This is a genomic window from Streptomyces sp. NPDC038707, assembly GCF_040636485.1.
In the GTDB taxonomy this organism is placed as follows: Bacteria; Actinomycetota; Actinomycetes; order Streptomycetales; family Streptomycetaceae; genus Streptomyces.
The window spans coordinates 281646-300590 of record NZ_JBEZUP010000003.1 but is presented as its reverse complement, the minus strand read 5'-3'; the positions used below and the strand labels follow the sequence as shown (position 1 = coordinate 300590).

Annotated in this window: 13 protein-coding genes and 1 pseudogene; 2 read left to right on the top strand and 12 right to left on the bottom strand. The window is 68.8% G+C overall.

From position 1 onward, the window contains the following. Positions 1–19 precede the first annotated feature (19 nt). A complete protein-coding gene (locus AB0E62_RS06250) occupies positions 20–1129 on the bottom strand; it encodes a glycosyl hydrolase (protein ID WP_362188829.1) in 1110 nt (369 codons plus the stop codon). A gap of 145 nt (positions 1130–1274) precedes the next feature. Between AB0E62_RS06250 and AB0E62_RS06245 the strand changes: the two genes are divergently transcribed. Beyond that, positions 1275–2531, top strand: coding sequence for an FAD-dependent oxidoreductase (locus tag AB0E62_RS06245; protein ID WP_362188826.1), 1257 nt, complete (start codon positions 1275–1277; stop codon positions 2529–2531). Between the two features lie 58 nt (positions 2532–2589). Here AB0E62_RS06245 and AB0E62_RS06240 read toward each other — a convergent pair whose 3' ends face one another. The 3 genes from AB0E62_RS06240 to AB0E62_RS06230 all read right to left on the bottom strand — a co-directional run bounded on the left by AB0E62_RS06240 (position 2590) and on the right by AB0E62_RS06230 (position 4367). Then, positions 2590–3393: a chaplin family protein gene (locus tag AB0E62_RS06240; protein WP_362188823.1), complete on the bottom strand. Its 804-nt coding sequence runs from the start codon at positions 3391–3393 to the stop codon at positions 2590–2592. A 114-nt stretch (positions 3394–3507) separates the two neighbouring features. Next, positions 3508–3735 carry a chaplin gene (locus AB0E62_RS06235; protein ID WP_362188821.1) on the bottom strand — a complete coding sequence of 76 codons (228 nt, stop codon included), beginning with the start codon at positions 3733–3735 and terminating at the stop codon, positions 3508–3510. 239 nt (positions 3736–3974) lie between these two features. Further along, complete coding sequence (locus AB0E62_RS06230) at positions 3975–4367, bottom strand: rodlin (RefSeq protein WP_362188818.1); 393 nt, start codon at positions 4365–4367, stop codon at positions 3975–3977. Between the two features lie 246 nt (positions 4368–4613). Between AB0E62_RS06230 and AB0E62_RS06225 the strand changes: the two genes are divergently transcribed. Continuing rightward, the gene (locus AB0E62_RS06225; protein WP_362188815.1) at positions 4614–5012 is read left to right on the top strand and encodes a rodlin; all 399 of its coding nucleotides are present in this window, start codon (positions 4614–4616) and stop codon (positions 5010–5012) included. A 67-nt stretch (positions 5013–5079) separates the two neighbouring features. Here the strand turns inward: AB0E62_RS06225 and AB0E62_RS06220 are convergent, their stop codons facing one another. The 8 genes and pseudogenes from AB0E62_RS06220 to AB0E62_RS06185 all read right to left on the bottom strand — a co-directional run bounded on the left by AB0E62_RS06220 (position 5080) and on the right by AB0E62_RS06185 (position 18889). Further along, positions 5080–5934: an ABC transporter permease gene (locus AB0E62_RS06220; protein WP_362188812.1), complete on the bottom strand. Its 855-nt coding sequence runs from the start codon at positions 5932–5934 to the stop codon at positions 5080–5082. Then, positions 5931–8582: an alpha/beta fold hydrolase gene (locus AB0E62_RS06215; protein ID WP_362188809.1), complete on the bottom strand. Its 2652-nt coding sequence runs from the start codon at positions 8580–8582 to the stop codon at positions 5931–5933. The genes AB0E62_RS06220 and AB0E62_RS06215 overlap by 4 nt, the downstream gene beginning before the upstream one ends. Positions 8583–8795: 213 nt before the next feature. Further along, positions 8796–10277: an APC family permease gene (locus AB0E62_RS06210; protein WP_362188806.1), complete on the bottom strand. Its 1482-nt coding sequence runs from the start codon at positions 10275–10277 to the stop codon at positions 8796–8798. Between the two features lie 399 nt (positions 10278–10676). Further along, a pseudogene (locus AB0E62_RS06205) lies at positions 10677–10979 on the bottom strand (aldehyde dehydrogenase family protein); the annotation flags it as partial. 15 nt (positions 10980–10994) lie between these two features. After that, a complete protein-coding gene (locus AB0E62_RS06200; RefSeq protein ID WP_362188803.1) occupies positions 10995–11741 on the bottom strand; it encodes a SprT family zinc-dependent metalloprotease in 747 nt (248 codons plus the stop codon). Positions 11742–11748: 7 nt separating this feature from the next. Next, positions 11749–15102, bottom strand: coding sequence for an HsdR family type I site-specific deoxyribonuclease (locus AB0E62_RS06195; protein WP_362188800.1), 3354 nt, complete (start codon positions 15100–15102; stop codon positions 11749–11751). A gap of 54 nt (positions 15103–15156) precedes the next feature. After that, on the bottom strand, positions 15157–16416 hold the full coding sequence (locus AB0E62_RS06190) for a restriction endonuclease subunit S (protein WP_362188797.1): 1260 nt from the start codon (positions 16414–16416) through the stop codon (positions 15157–15159). Continuing rightward, entirely contained in the window at positions 16409–18889 is a 2481-nt protein-coding gene (locus AB0E62_RS06185) for a class I SAM-dependent DNA methyltransferase (protein ID WP_362188794.1), read from the bottom strand. Before AB0E62_RS06185 ends, AB0E62_RS06190 begins: the two co-directional genes overlap by 8 nt. Between the last annotated feature and the right edge of the window lie 56 nt (positions 18890–18945).

The following is an 18945-nucleotide window of genomic DNA, read 5'->3' as shown; positions in this document are numbered from 1 at the left end:
CGGCCCGCCGCGCCCCGGGTCACCAGCCCGGAAACGGGCACGGCAGGCGGCCGGACCAGTACACGGCCCAGTCACCCAGGTCCAGCGGCGTACAGGCGGGCCAGAGCGGGGTGGGCCGGCCGGTGCCGCCGGACAGGGCGGTCCGGTAGACCCGTGCCGAGCGCGGGTTGGCGGGGCACTGCCACACGCCGTGCGGGCAGTAGTCGGTCAGCGTGTGGTACACCGGCCGGTGCTCGTCGATCCAGGCGAGCATGCGCCGCATGTACGCGGCGTTGTCGCCGTTGCGGAACAGGCCCCATTCCGGGTACGACACGGGCTTGCCGTGGGCCTGGGCGAAGTCGACGTGCCGCTGGAGGCCGTAGGGCTCGCTCACCTGCTCGTCGAAGGTCACCCCGGCCGGCTGGTCGTAGGAGTCCATGCCGATGATGTCGACCGTGTCGTCGCCGGGGTAGCACTCGGTCCAGGGCACGGCGTCCCGGCCGCGGCTGGGCGCGAAGTCGAACCGGAACCGCTGGCCCGGCACCGCGCGCATGGCGGCGACGATCCTGTTCCAGTACGCCTTCCAGGCCGTGGGGTCGGGTCCGCAGCGATGGGTGTAGGTGGTGCCGTTCATCTCCCAGCCCAGCACGATCACCGTGTCCGGCACCCCGAGTGTGACCAGCCGTTCGGCCAGGGTCCTGAAGTGCCCGTCGAACGCGCCGGCCGCGCCCTGCCGCAGCAGTCCGCGCACCTCGTCGTCCGGGACGTCCTCCTCGTTGCGTTCCTGCATCGGCACGTTGAGGACGAGGGTCCGGTCCGCCCGCTCGTGCCGCCAGCCGGCCCAGGGCTCCAGGAAGCCGGGCGGGCCCTCGATGTCCTCCCAGAGACCCCCGGGCAGATAGGTGTGGCCGACCGTCAGATCGGCCCCGCCGAGCCAGTGGCTCAGCCCGGCCATCCGCGCGACGCCGTCCGCGCCGGAGTCGAGGAACGCCCCGAAGGGCGCGGCGGCCGGCGCGGACGCGGGCACGGCCGGGCCGTCCGCGGCGAACCCGGGACCGGCCGCCGGCAGGAGGCAGGCGACGGCCGCGACGACCGACGCGAGGGCCGAGGTCACGCGCCCGGCCGTCGCCCGGCACTGGTGTGAGGCCATGTTCGTCGCCCCTCTCTCGTGTCATCACACGACATGTCCATCTGACACTCAGTCATGTTCATACGAAAAACGCCAGTGCGGTCGCCGCGTCCGACCCCGGAACCCCCCGCACGGGCCAACGCGAGCGAAAGCGAGCACATCGCCGATGTACGACCTGCTGGTGGTGGGCGCCGGACCGTACGGCCTGTCCATCGCGGCACACGCCGCGGCGGCCGGACTGCGCGTCCGCGTCTTCGGACGGCCCATGGGGTTCTGGCGCGACCACATGCCCCGCGGCATGCTGCTGACATCGCGGCCGTGGGCGTCCGACCTGTCCGACCCGGAGGGCCGCTGGCGGCTCGATGTCTTCCGCGCCTTCCGCGGCCTGACCGCCGGGGACGCCGAACCGGTCCCGCTGGAGGTGTTCACCGGGTACGGCATGTGGTTCGCCCGCCACGCCGTGCCCGGGACCGACGAGCGGACCGTGACCCGGGTGGCGCCGCGCGCCGGCGGCTTCGCGGCCGTCACCGAGGACGGGGAGACGTACACCGCGAGGACGGTCGCGCTGGCGGTGGGCCTGCTGCCGTTCGCCGAGTTGCCGGCCGCCCTGCGCGGGCTGCCCCGGACCCTGGTCTCGCACAGCAGCCTGCACGCCCGGCTGGACCGGTTCCGCGACCGGGACGTCACCGTGCTCGGCGGCGGCCAGGGGGCCCTGGAGACGGCCGCGCTCCTCGCCGAACAGGGCACCCGGGTCCGCCTGCTGGTCCGCGCGGACCGGCTGCGCTGGGAGAAGGCGCCGCCGCCCCGGGAAGGTCCCTGGTGGCACTCGGCCCGCTCCCCGGACGGCGGACTCGGCCCCGGCCGGCGCGACCGGTGGTACGCGGAGCGGCCCGGGCTGTACCGGCGGCTGCCGGAGCGTGCCCGGTCCCGGATCGGGGCGCGGGCGCTCGGCCCGGCCGGCTCCTGGTGGGTGCGCGAGCGGGTGGAGCACCGGGTGGAGGTGCTGTACGGGCGGGAGGTGGCGGGAGCCCGGGAGGTGCCGGGCGGGCTGCGCCTGGAGACGGTGGTCCGGCGGGGCGGGTCCGCGGTGCTGGAGACGGGGCACGTCATCGCGGCGACCGGTTTCCGGCCCGCGCTGGACCGGCTGCGGCCGCTCTCTCCCGAGCTGCGGGCGCTGCTGGCGACCGGGGCCGACGGGGTGCCGGAGGTGGGGCCGGAGTTCGAGTCGTCGTACCCGGGGCTGTTCCTGGCCGGTCCGGTCACGGCCGGGTGCTTCGGCCCGGCGATGCGGTTCGTGCAGGGAGCGGCCTTCACGGCGGGCACGCTGGTCCGCGGGGTACGGCGGCGGCTCCGCACGGGCCCGGCCGGCTGGCCCCTCCCGGCCGCCCGCGACGGCGGGGCCCCGCACCCGGCCCGCCGCTGAGGAAGCCGCACGGTACGGGAGCGCGGGGTGCCGGGCGCTCGGTCCGGCACCCGGTGCGCTAGCGACGGCAGGCGGAGCGGCTGCGCCGGTACAGGATCGTCCCGGCGCCGATCAGTACGGCACCGGCGCCCGAGGCCGCGATCAGGGTCCGGTTCTCCCCACCGGTCTGCGCGAGCACGGGCGGCTGCCCGCCCGCCTCGGGAGGCGTGGTGCGGCCGGTGTCCGGGGGCGTGCTGTGCTCACCGCGCGGCGGGGTCGTCTCCTCACCACCGTAAGGGGGCGGCGTGGTCTCCTCACCACCGTACGGAGGCGGGGTCGTCTCCTCACCACCGTACGGAGGCGGCGTCGTCTCCCCACCACCGTACGGAGGCGGCGTCGTCTCCCCACCACCGTACGGAGGCGGCGTCGTCTCCCCACCACCGTACGGAGGCGGGGTCGTCTCCTCACCACCGTAGGGAGGGGGCGTGGTCTCGCCGCCGCCACGGGGAGGCGGGGTCGTCTCCTCGCCGCCGTACGGCGGTGTGGTGTGGGTGCCGCCGGGGCTCGGCCGGGCGCCCGAGTCGTCGGAGTCGCCGTACCCGCCGGGGTGCGGGGTGCTCTCCTGGGGCCGCGGGCTGTGGCCCACGTTGGCGCAGGAGTTGCCGAACGCCGGGTTCAACGCGGCGGCCGCGTCGACGGAGTTGCCGCAGACGTTGACCGGGACGTTCACCGGGACCTGGACGTTGTTCCCGGACAGCACCCCGGGAGAACCCTGCGTGGTGCCGTGCGCGTGGGTGTCGGCGAGCGCCGTGCCGCCGTACCAGGAGAGCACGCCGGTCGCGGCGGCGGCCACGGCCAAGCCCTTGCTCAGAGTGTGTCGCAATGTCGTGGTCTTCCTGCTCGGAGAAGTGGGAAGGCCGGCCCCGGGACGACGAGTCGACGGTCCGGGGCCGGCCAGTACACAGCCGGGGAAGCTGGTGAATCGCGCGGGCGAACGTCAGTCGTTGACGCAGGTGTTGCCGAACGCGGGGTTCAGCAGCGCGATGATGTCGATGGTGTTGCCGCAGAGGTTGATCGGCACGTGCAGCGGGACCTGGATGACGTTGCCGGAGATGACACCCGGGCTGCCGACGGCGGCTCCGTGGGCATCGGCGTCCGCGAAGGCGGGGCCGGCCAGGCCCAGTGCCAGAACTGCGCCCGTGACGGCGGCGGCGGTCTTCTTCATGATTTTTCCCTTCTCGGGGGCGACGCCCCGATGACGGCCAGTACCGTGCGAGCGCGACGTGAACGGTCGCGGCACGGAAGAGGAATTGACGCGAGAGGAGGCTGCGGAACACGGACCGCGCGATAATCACTCGATCGCACCGCTTCCTCGTGCGTTCTTCCCTCACCTGAGGTAATTGGAAAAAGGCCCGGGCGGCCCGCAGACGACACAGCGGACAGCCCGGGCCCGGCCGGTCCGGCTCAGCCTTCGCCGTTGGCCGAGAGGACCGAGAGGTCCTCCAGGATGTGCGAGAGCGCACCGTCGCGCTTGATGTTCGACGAGTTCTCGCTGCACTGCTGGACCAGCTCGTCCGACAGGATCGGGACATCGTCGATCGGAACGATGTTGATGATCGGGACGTTGATGTCGTTCAGGGCGAGGCACGGCTTGTTCAGCGAGCCCTGGACCAGGGACAGCTGCGGGCTCTGGTCACCCTTGGTGGCCGAGTTGCCCCACGACGAATTGGCGCCGTTGCCATTCGCGACGGTCGGGCCGTCGTCGTTGCCGATGGCAAGCGCCTGCGGCGCGGCCGCCACCGCCATTCCCACGACAGAAGCGGCGGTCGCGGCGGCGACCATTGCCTTCTTGAGCACTTCGCGTTCCTTTCCTCGTAGCGACGCATGCCCTACGGCCTCATCAACCCGGCGCAACGGGAATGGTTCCGCCTATTCACTCGGTTGGCTCCCATCCGTTGGAGAGGTGACGGCAGACGCCAATCGGAAAAACGCACCAGCAGTCCGGTGTATCGGCCGTCGGGGTGAACGGCAGAAACCAAGCGGTGCCGGGGGAGTTGACCAATGCGCTCCGGTGGACGGGGTTTTCTCAGAAAGGACTGGCCAGTGATCAAGAAGATTGTTGCCACCGCGGCCGTCGCCGCTTCGGCCGTGGGCGCCTCCGCTGCCGTGGCACCGCAGGCGCTGGCGATCGGCAACGACGACGGCCCGACCGCCGCCAACGGCAACGGCGCCTGGCAGAGCTACGGCAACTCGGCGACGTACGGGAACATGAGCCCGCAGATCGCCCTGATCCAGGGCTCCTTCAACAAGCCGTGCATCGGTCTGAACGACATCAACGTCCCGGTCCTGAACATCGTGCCGATCAACGACCTGCCGATCCTCTCGGACGAGATGACGCAGCAGTGCACCGAGAACTCCTCGAACATCAAGCGCGACGGCGCGCTGGCGCACCTGCTGGAGGATGTGTCGATCCTGTCCCTGAACCGGGAGTCCGGCAGCTGATCCCGCGGTACGGCACGGAGCGGGCCACCGGGTGCTCCCGGTGGCCCGCTCGGCGTGTCGGGGGATGCTAGGAGACGACGTCCTTGCGGGAGAAGGTGCGGAAGGCCAGGGCGAACAGCACCAGGGCGTACGTCACGGAGACCGCGGCGCCCTGGATCATGCCGGACCACTCGGGGGTCGGCTGGACGGCGTCCACCCAGGCGAACTGCCAGTGCGCGGGGAGGAAGTCGCGCCAGTGGCCGAGGGCGGTGACGGCGTCGAGGACGTTGCCGACGATGGTCAGGCCGACCGCGCCGCCGACCGCGCCGAGCGGGGCGTCCGTCAGCGTGGACAGCCAGAACGCCAGGCCCGCGGTGACCAGTTGGGACACGAAGAGGTACGCCACGGCCACCAGGAGCCGCTGGGCCGCCGTACCGGTGTCCAGCGCGCCGCCGGTGGGGATCCGCAGCGGTCCCCAGCCGTAGGCGGCCGTGCCGGCGGCGAGCGCCACGAGCGGCAGCAGCACCATGGTGGCGAGCGACAGCCCGAGCGCCACGACGAGCTTGGACCACAGCAGCCGGGCGCGGGGCACGGGCGCGGCGAGCAGATAGCGCAGCGAGGACCAGCTCGCCTCGGAGGCGACCGTGTCCCCGCAGAACAGGGCGACCGGGATGACCAGCAGGAAGCCCGCCGACACGAAGAGGTTCACGGCGGCGAAGTTGGCGCCGGAGGCGGTGGCCGTGTCCATCAGCGTGACGCGGTTGCTCCGGCCGCCCGGGTCGCCGCCCACCGCGAAGGCGACCAGCAGCACGAACGGCAGGACGGCCAGGACCGCGCCCATGACCAGGGTGCGGCGCCGCTTGAGCTGGCGGAGCAGTTCGACGCGCAGCGGCAGGGTGCGCCCCGCCTGATAGCCGGAGGCGACCTCGGTGAGCGTGCTCATGCGGAACCTCCGATCAGGGTGAGGAAGGCGTCTTCCAGGCGGCGGTGGGGGCCGACGGAGGCGACCGGCAGTTCCAGCCGCACCAGCTCGGCGATCAGCCGCTCGGCGGTGCCGCCGGGGGCGAGCCGGACCAGCAGCCCGTCGTCGGTGCGCACGGCGGAGGCGACGCCGGGCAGCGCGGCCACCTTCTCCGCCACCGGCTCCTCCACGGGCCGGGCGGTGCCGACCAGCAGGGTGTCGCCGGAGCCGACGATGTCCCGGACCGGTCCGGCCTGGACGAGCCGGCCGCGGTCCATCACCACCAGGTGGGTGCAGGACTGTTCGACCTCGGCGAGCAGATGGCTGGAGACGATCACCGTGCGGCCCCCGGCCGCGTAGCGGATCATCACCTCGCGCATCTCGCGGATCTGGGGCGGGTCGAGGCCGTTGGTGGGCTCGTCCAGGATGAGCAGGTCGGGCAGGCCGAGCATGGCCTGGGCGATGGCGAGGCGCTGGCGCATGCCCTGGGAGTAGGTGCGCACCGCGCGGGCCAGGGCGTCGCCGAGCCCGGCGATCTCCAGTGCCTCGTCCAGGTGGGCGTCCTCGGGCGGGCGGCCGGTGGCCCGCCAGTACAGCTCCAGGTTCTCCCGCCCGGACAGGTGGGGCAGGAAGCCCGCGCCCTCCACGAAGGCGCCGACCCGGGAGAGCACCGACGCGCCGGGCCGGACGGCGTGGCCGAAGACCCGGATCTCGCCGTCGTCGGGGCGGATCAGGCCCATCAGCATGCGCAGGGTGGTGGTCTTGCCGGCGCCGTTGGGCCCGAGCAGTCCGAGGACCTGGCCCTTCTCCACCCGGAAGGAGAGGTTCTGGACGGCGTACCTGTCCGTGGACCTGGCGTAGCGCTTGCTCAGGCCGTCGATGACGAGGGGGACCTCGGCGAGGTCCGGGTCGGGGACGGGGGCGGCCGTGCGGCGGCGGGCGGTGAGCAGCAGGGCGAGGGCGAGGGCGGCGCCGGCCGCGGGCAGCCACCACACCCAGGCGGGCAGGGGCGCGGCGGCGGTGGTGACCTCGGGGGCCGTCGGCACGCTCAGGGCCGACTTCAGGGAGACGGTGTAGCCGGCCGGGGCGACCGGTGAGGCGTAGCCGAGGTCGGTGGAGGCGAGGACGAGGCGGAGGCGGTGGCCCTTGCGCACCTCGTGGTCGATCGCCGGGAGGGTGACGGTGACGTCCTTGCCCGCCTTGGCGCCGGTCACCCGGAAGGGGGTGACCAGCTGGGCGGGCAGCACCTGGCCGGTGCCGTCGGGGCCGACGTCGTAGACCTTGCCGAACAGGACGGCGTCGTCGCGGGTGGACGTGATGTGCACGGTGGCCGTGGGGGTGCCGGTGATCCGCAGGTCGCGGGTGAGGGGCGCCGAGTCGAAGCGGGCGTACTGGCCGGGGAAGTCCATGGAGACGCCGGCGCCGAGCGCGGACAGCCGGGCGAGGCCGCCGAAGCCGCCGAGGCCGGGCAGCGCGGAGACGCCGGGCGGGCTGGCGCCGGCCGGGTTGGCGACGCGCTGGACGGGGCCGGTGAGGGCGATGGCGCGGGGGTGGCCGCGCAGGCCCGGGTAGGTGCCGGCGCTCGCGCCGCGCAGCTGGGCCGTGCCGTCGGTGGAGTCGACGCCACCGGTGCGGGTGACCCGGAAGGCCGGGCCGGTGTCGGCGTCCTCGTCGCCCTTCAGAAAGCGGTCGAACCAGGCGCGCGTGCGGGCCTCGATCCGGTCGGTCTCCATGTCGCCGCCGTCGTGTCCGCCGGCGATCCAGTCGACGGCGACGGGGGCGCCGTTCGCGCGGATGGCCCGGGCGGCGGCGTCGGCCTGGGAGAGGGGGAACAGGGAGTCCCGCTGCCCCTGCACCAGCAGGGTGGGCACCTTGACGCGGTCGGCGACGGCGGACGGCGAGCGCTCGGTCAGCAGCGCGCGGGCGGCCGCGTCGGGGGTGCCGGAGGCGGCGACCCGCTCGTACATCCGGCACAGCGCGGGCTCGAAGCGGTCGCAGCCGCCGCCGGTGTTGACGAACACGCCGGCCCACAGCTTCTTGAACACGCCGTTGGGGAACAGGGCGTCCGCGAGGTTCCAGTAGGTGATGGCCGGGGCGATGGCGTCGATCCGCCGGTCGTGTCCGGCGGCCAGCAGGGAGACCGCGCCGCCGTAGGAGCCGCCGGCCATGCCCACGCGCGGGTCGCCGGGCCGGTCGAGCCGGACCTCGGGGCGCTCGGCGAGCCAGTCGACGAGCCGGGAGACGTCGGCGACCTCGGCGCCGGGGTCGTTCAGCCCGATCTTCCCGGTGGACCGGCCGAAGCCGCGCGCGGACCAGGTGAGGACCGCGTACCCGGAGCGGGCGAGGTCCTCGGCCTGCCGGAGCATGTCGTCCTTGCTGCCGCCGAAGCCGTGCGCGAGCAGCACGGCGGGGTGGCGGCCGGTGCCGGCCGGGGTGAGGTACGAGGTGTCCAGGCGCGCCCCGCCGACCGCGAGGACGTGGTCGCTGCGGCGCACGGCGGGGGTGTCGTCGGAGGCGACGGCCGCCGTCCACGTCCCGGCACCGGCGAGGACCACGGCGGCGGCGACGGCGGCCACGAGCCGGCGCGGCCGGCGCCACGGCGTCCGCGGTGCGCGAGGTCGAAGATCCATGCGTCAACGGTACGGGGCCGCACGGACAATCGCCGCTGCCGTCGGGGGGAGGGGCGGGCCCTCCTTGCGGCGTACGGAGGCGTTCGCGCGTACCGCGCCCGTGGTACGGGGGCGCGGTGGCGGGCCGGGGGCGGTGCGGGGACGCCGTGCCGGGGGCGGGTACGTCGTGGCGTGTCGCGCGGTTGTCCGCGCGACACCCTTCGGGGTGCTCCCTCAGGCCTGTGCCTCGCCGGTGACCGGCGCGGGGGCCGGGGCCGCCGGGCCCGCCTGGGCCGGGATGGTGGCCAGGGTGTCCGCCGGGTCGGTGACCCGCGCGTCCTCGGGGATGGACACCAGCCAGCGGGTGTCGCGGCGGGGCCGCAGGTACAGGGCCCAGTAGAGGGTGGCGACGGCGGTGATGCCGCCGGTCCACAGCAGGTAGCTCGCCTCCTGCTGGGTGAGGATGTAGGCCAGGACGGCGATGAGCAGCACCGGCACCGCGGGCCACAGCGGCATCCGCCAGGCGGGCGTGTGCTTGTGGGAGCCTCGGCGGGCGAGCAGCGCGGCGACCGCGACCAGCAGGTACATGGCGGTGACCGAGACGCCGGTGACGCCGTAGAGGGTGTCCAGGTTGACGAAGCAGAGCACCGCGCCGGGGACGCCGACCGCGAGGGTGGCGACCCACGGGGAGCCGAACCGGCCGAGCCGGGAGAAGACCGTGTTGACCGGGCCGGGCCAGGCCTTGTCGCGGGCGGAGGCGAACAGCACGCGGGAGTTCTGGATGACCATGACGATGCCCGCGTTGATGATGGCGAGGGCCACGCAGAGGCTGACGAAGGTGCCGACCGCGGAGTTGGACCAGGCGGTGACCATGGAGCTGATGTCGCCGCCGGTCAGCTCGGAGAGGTCGGAGGCGCCGAGGGTGATGGCGGCGACCGGCACCAGGATGACCACGGTGGAGATGGCGAGGGTGGCGAGGACCGTGCGGGCGACGTTGCGGCGCGGGTTCTCCAGTTCCTCGGAGAGGTAGACGGCGGTGGAGAAGCCCTGGGTGATGAACAGGGCGATGGCGAGTCCGGAGACCACCAGCATGGCCGTCACGGTGTCCGTGTGGCCGTGTTCGCCGGCCACCTGCAGGGAGACCAGGCTGCCCATCCCGCGGTGGCTGTGCGAGAAGCCGAGCACGGCGACGACACCGGCGGCGATGACCTCCAGGACCAGGAAGATGCCGGTGATCCAGGCGTTGGCGCGCAGGTCGAGCAGGCCGGCGAGGGTGGCGAGCAGCATCACGCCGGCGCCGGTCATGGACGGGTCGAGGTGGACGATCGGGGCGAGGTAGTCCGCCGTGCCCATCGCGATCACCGGCGGCACGATCATGACGACCAGCAGGGAGAGCACGAAGACGAGCCAGCCCGCGAGCCGCCCGGCCATCGTGGACACCATGGCGTACTCGCCGCCCGCGCTCGGGATGAGCGTGCCCAGCTCCGAGTAGCAGAACGCCACGGCGATGCAGAGCAGGGAGCCGATGGCGATGGTCAGGGCGGTGGCGGTGCCGAGGGAGCCGAACAGGTCGGGAACCACGACGAAGAGCGTGGAGGCGGGCGTGACGCAGGACAGCGTCAGCAGAGTCCCGCCCACGACACCGATGGAGCGCTTCAGCCCGGGGGCGGGGGCCGTCGCGGCGTCGGCCACGGTCTTCTGGTGCGTGTCGGTCATGCGGCGGTTCCGATCGACTGGTGCGAGTGAGGGTGGGCTCGGGAGCGCTATCGCCTCCGGCGGATCGTCGTCTGTTCGTCTCGTCCGCTCCCGGCGCTGCATAGAACCCTGACGAAAACCCCCACGTCAATGGCCGTTTACCTTCGGAATCCGCAGCTCCGCTTTTTCGTGGGTGGGATCACTTTCCCAGGCCGTTACGCCCTACAGGTGCATCCAGCAAGCCCAGACCGGTTGTGACCTTGCTTTCAAAGGCGCTGTCGCGGCAACCCCTTCGTCACCCGTTTCGTCCGCAGTGCACGGGAACCGCAGCCAACGTTTCAAAAAAATGTCAGGCGTCCGCTATCCGGACGTGCCGGTGCCCCGCCCCCCATGGCGCGGGGAGCGGGGCACCGGGCCGGCTCAGTGGTTGCGCGGGAATCCCAGGTCCACGCCCGCCGGGGCGTCGGCCGGGTCGGGCCAGCGGGTGGTGACGACCTTGCCGCGGGTGTAGAAGTGCGTGCCGTCGTTGCCGTAGATGTGGTGGTCGCCGAAGAGGGAGTCCTTCCAGCCGCCGAAGGAGTGGTATCCCACCGGCACCGGGATCGGCACGTTCACGCCGACCATGCCCGCCTCCACCTCCAGCTGGAAGCGCCGCGCCGCACCGCCGTCCCGGGTGAACACCGCGGTGCCGTTGCCGAACGGCGAGGCGTTGATCAGCGCCACAAGACTTTTACTCCCTCACACGTCGGTCATTGAACGAACACCAACAGAAGTGGGGGGCAGCCACACCCCCGCTCCCCACTCCTCCAGCCGTTGACGCCGAGAGTCGTAGTCTGGCAACGCGCGAGCCACTGTGCGCCAGAACTCCGGTGAGTGGCTGCGGACGTACAGATGGGCCAGTTCGTGTACGAGAACGTAGTCCACGAGGGCTGGGGGCAACTGCATGACCGCCCAGTGGATGTTGAGCGCTCCCCGAGCCGAACAGGAACCCCATCGATAGCCCAGTGGGCGAACGATCAGGTCGACGGGCGGAGCGTCCAGGGTCTTCACCCAAGGGCCGACGCGTCGGGGAAGCCACTGCCTCCCCCGCTCCAGGTACCAGGCCACCAGTACGTCACTGGCGGTGTCTTTACAGTCCCGCCGCAAACGAAGCCTGCCTTGGGCCAGCGCAACCGGTCGGGGCGCCGCGTCCACGATACGCAGCCGGTGACTACGCCCGAGGTAGAAGAAGCCCTCCCCGTCCACGAACCGGCGGTATGGTCGCTGTTCCGCTTCTGCCTCACGGCTGCGGACCTTGGAGTAGAGCCAGGGTAGACGACTACGGAGAAGCTGTTCCAGGGCTGTGCGGTCCGTGCCGACGGGCACGGCCGCGATGATCCGTGCGTCACGTTCCACCGTGACCCGGACGCTCCTGCGTCCGGGTGCGGGGCGGACCTCGATGACCAGACCGCCAAGATGCAGCGGTTCAGCCAGGGTGTCGTGCATGGACGGGTCACAGATCTTTCTTGTTGTGCTGGATGATCTCCCGCACTGCCGGAGCCAGACTATCGACCGCGGGGAGTGTCCTGTCGTTGACGGCGAACAGCATCCAGATGTCGCTCTGCAGATCGTGCAACGCCGCCATATTGAAGAAGAGGTCTTTCCGCGCGCTGTAGCGCACGGCGATGGACCGCACTTCACGTGCCAGTCCGATCAGGTCCTGACGCACTTCGTCACTGACGACACCGTCCGTAAGGACAGTGGTCAGCTGTTGGTAGACGGCCTGCTCCAGCTTGCTGAGCGCGCGTACGTCCTCCGGCAGGCCAGAATCACGGCCGTACGTCACGTCCTCGACCTTCTGAGAAAATTCCTTGAAAGCCTCCACCTGACCCGTCCAGTTCTCCGCGTACTTCTTAAGGATTTCCTCCAGGCGCTGGCGGAGCTTGTCGTAGGCGACCGGGTTCTCCTGGAAGTGGAGTTCGATGTGGTTGCGCAGGGCGTGGGCCATCATTGACGCCTTGGCACGGGCACTCGGCATCTGCTCGACTTTGATGTGAAAGTCATCGGAGGTGAGTCGAGTGGGTTCTATCGCGCGTTCGACACCGAGAGCCTTGACGTGTTCGTCGATCAGTTCCGCAACTCGGGCACCGTAGGCGGCAGGGTTGAAGCCGTCGTCCTCCTCACCGAACCGCTGCTTCGCCACCTGAGCGATGAACGCGAAGAGTTTGGCCGGCTTCTGGAAGTCCCGGGTGGCCTCGCGTGGCATCAGAAGAGCAAGGGTGCTCAAGAACTGACGGAGCAGCTTGCGGTACTCGATGCGCCGCTCCTCGTCCTCCAGCGTGTCGATCACTCGATGGACAGCGGCGGTGTCGTCGGGGTCGACGAGTGTTCGGGTCAGACCGAGGTGATGCCGGAGTGCCTCGTACTGGTTCTCCAGCTTGTCCTCCTCCGTCTTGAAGTCGATGGGCTCCCCCTCGGCTTCGTCGGAGGCATAGGCATCCATGGCGTCCCGGAGCGCCTGCGCCACACCGGCATAGTCGACGACGTACCCGGCCTTCTTCGTCTCCCCATAGGTACGATTCACACGCGCCACAGCTTGAAGAAGCTCTGCCTCACGCATCCGGCGGTCCAGGTACATCACCTGCTCAATGGGCGCGTCGAAGCCGGTGAGCAGCATGGTGCGCACGATGAGCATGGCGACCGGCCTGGAGTCCGCGGTGAGCTCGGGGGGGGCCGGAAAAGGCGTACGGAACGCCTTGATCGCGTTCTTGTGTGCTGTTGCGTCGGTCCAGGACGCCCATTCCTTGTCGTTCTCCGCGTCCGGGGAGATCACCGGAACGAAGTCCATGACTCTGAGCAGCGCGAGCTGTTTGTGGGCAGAAACGAGCAGCCGCTGCCTGGGCGTGCGTTCTTCCGCAGGTGTCTCCTGTGCTTTGAGAAGCGTGCGGGCAGGTGATGCCACCGCTTTCTCCACCTCAGCGACAAGCTCGTTCCGCGCATCGCACAAGGCTTCCCGATAGCGAACGGCGATGCCCCGGGAGTGGGCGACGACCTGGGCCTTGAAACCGTCCTTCATAGCTCCTTCCACGTAGTGGCGGAGCATGTGCCGGGCCTTACGCCGGATCATGTCGTCGGCGGAGAGGACCGCCGATGAGTTGGCGTAGCGCTTCTGTAGTTCGTCGTACTGCTCGTCGGTGAGTTCCTCGAACTCCTCCTGAATCGTTTCGTCCAGTGCCTCGCCGTCGACGACCACGCCCTTCGCGACGTGCCCTTCGTAGTAGATGGGGACGATCGCCCCATCATTCTCGGCGTCCTTGATCCGGTAGGTGTCGATGAACTCACCGAAGGTCGTGGTGGTGAGCTTGCGGCGGTTCATGATGATCGGTGTGCCGGTGAAGCCGATACGGGCCGCGTTGGGCAGGGACTCCATCAGGTTCTGGTGGAGTGTGGAGCTGTGCGAGCGGTGTGCCTCATCAACGAGGATGAGGATCCCATCGCGGTCGTTGACGAGTCCCCAGCCTGGTGTGCCCTCGTGAGCAAGGGAGTCGGCGGCGTTCTGCCGAGCCTTCTCCACGTCCTGCTGCTTCTGGATCATCACGAAGACGAGGCCGGCGTTCTCCAGTCCCAGGACCTTCGGCACCTGGGAGGCACGCGTGATGACGTCCGGCTTCTCACCGGCAAGGGTGGCCGTTTCGGAGAGTTGATCCTGGAGCTGCTTTCGGTCAGTGACCACGACGACCTTGAAGTGGCCCAAGCCCGGCGTGGAGCGCAACTTCCGCACCAGGAAGACCATGGTCAGGGACTTGCCCGACCCCTGGGTGTGCCAGACGATCCCGCCGCGCTTGTCCTCCTTGCCATGGACCTTCTTGGTCTCACCGGTCCGGAGCCGCTCTATCGCCTTGTACACGGCCCGGTACTGCTGATAGCGGGGGCCAATCTTCACCCGGGCCGTACGCCCGCCAGCTGCCTCCACATCCTTGAAGACGACGAAGTTGCGCACTATGTCGAGCAGACGGTGCGGGTGAAGCACTCCTGCGGCCAACACCTTCTGAGCTTTTGCGAAGGCGTCGTCGGGGTGGTAGGTGGTGGCGATCACCTGCTTGGTGTCAAGCGGATACGCGTCCCGCCAGACCACGTAGTCCTGGGGGCGCGCGGTGAACGTGCCCAAGAGCGCGGTGTCCCCCGTGGTGGCGACCGTCAACTGAACCGTACGGAAGAGCTGTTCACTGCCCTCAGGGGTAGTCGAGTCTCGTCGCTGGTTGGCGTACCGGCGGAGCTGCTGGATGGCCCTGTGCGCATCTCCCTGACCGGCTTTGAGCTTCTTGCACTCGATGACGACCAAGGGGATGCCGTTCACGAAGAGGACGAGGTCAGCGATCAGCTTCCTGGGCTTGCCCCCGTCATCCCGCGCCCCAGGGATCGTCATCGGGAACTGAGAAACGACAAGGAAGTCGTTGTTCTCCGGAGTTTCCCAGTCGATGAACCGCACCTTCTGCGCCCGCCCACCGTTCCAGCCCTCGACACCGGGTACGGCGACACCCTCGAGCAGCGCCTCCGTCGCCGCCTCGTTGGCTGCGACGAGTCCACCGCCGGGTGAGCCACCCTTGCTGAGGGCGGCGATCGCGGTGGCCACCCGCGCGTCGTCCAGCCATGCCGCTCCACTCGGTGTCCGGTTGAGCCGGTCCAGTCGCCGCCGGAGAATTCCGGCGAGCAAAGCGGTGTCCGTCCCATGCCGGACGTACGGCTCCTCACCGGGCTCCTGCAACTCCGCGCCCTGAAGACCTACGACATGGCGCCAGCCCATGGTGGGGTGGGTGAGCTGAGCGATCAGCGGCGCCTCTACGTACTTGTACTCGGGGCCGGACATGGGCGGTGCGGTCTCCTTTGCTGAGCGGCACGCGGGTGGGGCGGGATAATGGGTTCAGAGAGCTGTAGGAATGCGGACCTGACCAGCAAAGAGGTCATCCACAAGGGCTTTCCTGACAGATTCCAGCTTGACCACCTCGCGCCGCAGCAGGTCTCGCTTTTCTTGAATCGAGACTACGGGAGCAAGGATGGAAGTTTGCACGGACGGGTCCGCCCATGGCACCACGAACTTCCGAATGGATTCCTGGCTAATATTTTTCATACTGTTACTCGTGCCAGTCGCCGCGATTTCAATCTGTCTACGCAGCGCCGACTGCCGCAGAATCGCATCCAAGAAGCGTGGGTCATCATCTCGGCACGCGAGGTTCAACCGCAGCGTCTTATCGCTCAGCATCAACCCCGGACGGACCTCGCCTACTACGCAGGACAGACCGACGAGCCCAGGGGTATTAGCCCGGGTCATCAATAGATCCCCCTTGCGCACTTCAAGCGAGGAGTCAACTAGATCAGCGGCTTCAACGCGTTTGTTTTCCAGCGGCCGGAAACCTTCGCGACCCACTGCGCTGACCTTGAGAACACCCCACTGCCCCGCACCAGCGGGCTTGTCTTCAAGATCCGGACTGTGGCCCGCATCGATGGCAGAAAGTAGAGAGCCGAGAAGAACAAACCTGAAGCACCCCATGGTCTGGTCGACACGTTCAGCCATGTGGGATACCTCGGTCGCTTCGAGGACTTCAAGAGCACCACGGAGCTTCGCATTCAACACAGACTCACGCAGGTCTCCGAGCTTCAGGTCCTCACTGCGCAACCTCTGAATTTGTGCATCGACCTCGTCGAGTACTTCAGCGATACGACGCTGCTCCAACAGCGGGGGAAGGTCGATTTCAATATCCTTGAAATCGCTGTATCGAACCGCCCCCCGACGGTCTACAGAAGCCTGATCATGCAACCCGTAAAGGGCTAGCAGACGGTCACTTTTGAGCACCCGAATCATGAACCCCTTATCCACCTCTGGGGAACACGAAAAGACTGTATAAACCGGGCTTACACATCCATCATCGACCAGATCCTGTAGGCCAATCGACCCTTCAGTCAGGTGATTCGTGGCGTATGAAAACCACCCTCTTCTGACCAGTTTGTAACCCGAGATGTCGTCACTGTAGATCTGCCGATTTTTGAAGTACTCGTCCGAGCGAACCAAACCGTGGTGTTTCGTGGACGACAAAACCACCACGCGCTCTGACAGATCACCCACACGAAGGTTCTGCTCTTGAGTCACTTCTCCGAGAGTTACTCGCCGCCAGCCCTCACGCATACCCCAGCTCCTTCAGGTAGCCCCGGAGCCGTTTCGCGGACGCTTCGCGTTTCTGCTCCAGATCCGTCAGGGTTACCGCATACTTCTCGCCCCAGTTTCGGAACGCGTCCACCAGTACCCGGCGGTCCGCGGTGACGAAACGGTTCATGCGCGCGTACAGGTCCTCGCGCAGGAAGCCGAGCACGACCTCCCGCGCCTGCTCGGAGGACAGCTCCGTCGCCGCCTCCTCCAGCTTGGTCACGAACGACGCCTTGATGCCGACGAGTTCGATCTTCGCTTCCTTCAGCTGCTTACGCAGTGCGGCCAGCTCCTTGCGCGGCAGTACCTGCGACAGGTCGATTTCTTCCTCTTCGCCCTCATCCGCACCGTCCGCGCCGGCCTTGGACGTCTTCTTCGGCGGAGAGCCCGCCTTAACTTCCGCGTCCAACTTCGCGACCAGCGCCTCGGCCTGCTCCAGCTGCTCGACATACTCCGGGATCAACGCGGGGACCAGCCGGTGTTCGCGGGCCTTCCGCATCGCGGCGCGATAGCGTGCCTTCGTCTTGGCGTCTGCCTTCTCCGAAGGCTCCTCGAACGCCGAGGCGATGCTGCGCACCCACCCGTCGATCAGGCCCTTGAAGTTCTTGGCCATCAGCACGTCAAGGTCGTTCCTCGCGTCGAACCACCAAGCGGCGACCGCGCCTGCGAGCTGGTGCTTGTCGAGGACTCCCACCGGCTCCAGCGCCGCGACGAAGGTGCTGAGCAGCTCCTGGCGGGCCTGCGCCTTCTGCCGGTGCACGGGGAGCTGTGCCAGACGCTCTTGGTGCTCGTTCCACCAGGTATGGAAAGCGCGCCCCAGGAGGGCTTCCTTCTCCTGTGCGAGGTCCGGGATCCGCGACGCCGTCGCCTCGTACCCTTCCTCAAGAAAGTCGACGTAGTCAGCGTCGCCGTCCCGCCGCTGGAAAAGCTGGCCCCCGACATCGATACCGAAGGCCTCGAACTGCCTTCTGCGCGCCGCGATCTCACTCCTCGGCACGCCCCCGTACAGGTGTGCCCGCACGTCCTGCGGCTCCGGAGCAGGAGTGTTGTCCACATAGCGGCGGATGTTGAGGTTGTAGTCGTTCTCCGCCAGTTCGTCGAACGGCACTACGCGGGCGAACCCAGGGATCTCCTCCCACCCCTCGTACGCGGAGACGATCTTCTCCGCGTGCTGAGCCTCCAGCAGGTTCTGCGTGCGGCCGGCAGTGATCTCGCGGTCGGCATTGATGAAGATCACGCCGTCGCGTCGGCCCTCGGGGGCACCGCTGCGGCCGCGCAGCACGAGGATACAGGCCGGGATACCGGTGCCGTAGAAGACGTTGGGGCCGATACCGATGACGGCCTCCAGCCGGCCTTCCTCGATGATCCGCGCGCGGATCTTCTGCTCCTCACCGCCCCGGAAGAGCACGCCGTGCGGCATGACGACCGCCGCGATACCGTCCGCCTCCAGCACAGCGAGGACATGCTGGACGAACATGAGGTCGGCCTTCTTGCCCGACTCGGGCGTCCAGTTCACCATCCGCTCGGGGAACTTCATGCCCTCACGGCGATAGTTCTGAGCGAACGGCGGGTTTGTAAGGATGCGGTCGAAGCGCTGAAGCTGTCCGTTCGTCAGCACGTGCTTGGGGTCGGCAAGTGTGTCGCCGTGGTGGATGACGCCGTCGGCCACACCGTGCAGCAGCAGGTTCATACGGGCCATAGCCCAGGCACTGCCATTGTCCTCCTGGCCGTGCACCGACAGATGCGACTCGTCGCCGCCGTGCTCCTGTACGTATTCCTTGGCCAGGATGAGCATGCCGGCCGACCCGCAGCACGGGTCGTACACCGACATGCCCGGCTCCGGCTTGACCAACTGGTTCATCATGCGGATGACGGAGCGTGGAGTGTAGAACTGGCCCCCCTTCTTGCCACCCTCATCGGCGAACTCGCCGATGATGTACTCGTAGGCGTGCCCCAGAAGGTCAGGGAACTCGAAGTCGTCGTTGCTGAGCCGGTATTCGCTGAAGTGGTCGATGAGCTGCTGGATGACCGGTTTGGTGAGTTTGGTGTTGCTGCCGCGGGGGTCGGTGAAGCTGATGTAGGAGAGAACCCCTTCGAGAGCCTGGTGGTTGCTGTTCTCCAATGCATCCAGTGCCACGTTCAGAGCCTCGGCCGGTGCGGTCCGGGACTGGCGCACGATGCTGGACCAGCGGGCCTCGTGCGGCACGTAAAACTCGTGCGCCTTGTATGCTCCGCGCGCCTCGGAGATCCGCTCGGCCTGCTCCTGACTCTTCCCTTCGGCCATGAGTCGTTTGACCAGTGCGGCCCGTGCCACGTCGAACTGGTCCGACGCACGCTTCAGGAACAGCATCGCGAAAATGTAGTCCTGGTACTGAGCGGCGTCCATCTTGCCGCGCAGAATGTCCGCGGCGGCGTACAGATGCCGTTCCAGCTGCGGCAACGTCAGCTGTGCCACTGGGTTCTCCTCTTGCTTCATGTTCCACAGGAAGTGTGTCCTGTGTGAGACCGGTC

What these genes read in the sequence shown, in the direction of transcription:
- AB0E62_RS06215 (WP_362188809.1), bottom strand. Translation starts at nt 8,582, where the DNA reads ATGGATCTTCGACCTCGCGCACCGCGGACGCCGTGGCGCCGGCCGCGC.
- AB0E62_RS06250 (WP_362188829.1), bottom strand. Translation starts at nt 1,129, where the DNA reads ATGGCCTCACACCAGTGCCGGGCGACGGCCGGGCGCGTGACCTCGGCC.
- AB0E62_RS06235 (WP_362188821.1), bottom strand. Translation starts at nt 3,735, where the DNA reads ATGAAGAAGACCGCCGCCGCCGTCACGGGCGCAGTTCTGGCACTGGGC.
- AB0E62_RS06210 (WP_362188806.1), bottom strand. Translation starts at nt 10,277, where the DNA reads ATGACCGACACGCACCAGAAGACCGTGGCCGACGCCGCGACGGCCCCC.
- AB0E62_RS06200 (WP_362188803.1), bottom strand. Translation starts at nt 11,741, where the DNA reads ATGCACGACACCCTGGCTGAACCGCTGCATCTTGGCGGTCTGGTCATC.
- AB0E62_RS06195 (WP_362188800.1), bottom strand. Translation starts at nt 15,102, where the DNA reads ATGTCCGGCCCCGAGTACAAGTACGTAGAGGCGCCGCTGATCGCTCAG.
- AB0E62_RS06220 (WP_362188812.1), bottom strand. Translation starts at nt 5,934, where the DNA reads ATGAGCACGCTCACCGAGGTCGCCTCCGGCTATCAGGCGGGGCGCACC.
- AB0E62_RS06190 (WP_362188797.1), bottom strand. Translation starts at nt 16,416, where the DNA reads ATGCGTGAGGGCTGGCGGCGAGTAACTCTCGGAGAAGTGACTCAAGAG.
- AB0E62_RS06245 (WP_362188826.1), top strand. Translation starts at nt 1,275, where the DNA reads ATGTACGACCTGCTGGTGGTGGGCGCCGGACCGTACGGCCTGTCCATC.